Source organism: Xanthomonas sp. SHU 199 (assembly GCF_000364665.1).
In the GTDB taxonomy this organism is placed as follows: domain Bacteria; phylum Pseudomonadota; class Gammaproteobacteria; order Xanthomonadales; family Xanthomonadaceae; genus Xanthomonas_A; species Xanthomonas_A sontii.
In genome coordinates, this window is the sequence record NZ_AQOI01000850.1 from 1 (window position 1) to 633 (window position 633).

Genomic DNA, 633 nt, shown 5'->3' on the forward strand with positions numbered 1-633 from the left:
CGGCAACTGACGCACGGCACCCGGCCGATCGCCGACCTGGCCCAGGACAGCGGCTATGCCGACCAGAGCGCGCTGACCCGCGCGCTCAAGCGCAGCACCGGGCAGACCCCGGCCGCCTACCGCCGCCGTCATCGCCCGGCGCCAGGACAGGAGTCTGGGACAAGCCAGCCGCTGCCGGCACCGGCATGCTGAGCCGTCACGGCTGACACGGCCGATACGGAAACGAACCGCATGCGCGAACGTCTATGGGCAGGGGTCGGCAGCGGCATGGTCGCGGGCGCGCTGTGGGGCCTGGTGTTCCTGGCGCCGCAATTGCTGAGCGCCTTCTCGCCGCTGCAACTGGCCATCTCGCGCTACCTGGCCTATGGCGCCATCGCCGCCGTGGTGCTGCTGCCGCGCTGGCGCGCCGCGACCGCGCCGTTGGGCGCGTCCGAATGGTGGGCGCTGCTGCGCCTGAGCCTGCTCGGCAACATCGTCTACTACGTGCTGCTGGGCAGCGCGGTGCAGTGGGCCGGAGGCGCCGCCACCGCGCTGATCATCGGACTGTTGCCGGCGGCGGTCACGGTGATCGGCTCGCGCGCGGCCGGCGCGGTCCGCCTGCGCCGGCTCGCCGCGCCCTGCGCGCTGTGCGTG

Annotated in this window: 1 protein-coding gene and 1 pseudogene; both read left to right on the plus strand. The window is 73.8% G+C overall.

The window, feature by feature from the left end; all coding sequences use genetic code 11:
• On the plus strand, positions 1-192 hold a 192-nt coding region (locus D183_RS25790; protein WP_039729553.1), incomplete at its 5' end, for a helix-turn-helix domain-containing protein.
• Between the two features lie 39 nt (positions 193-231).
• Positions 232-633: pseudogene (locus tag D183_RS0123180) on the plus strand (EamA family transporter); the annotation flags it as partial.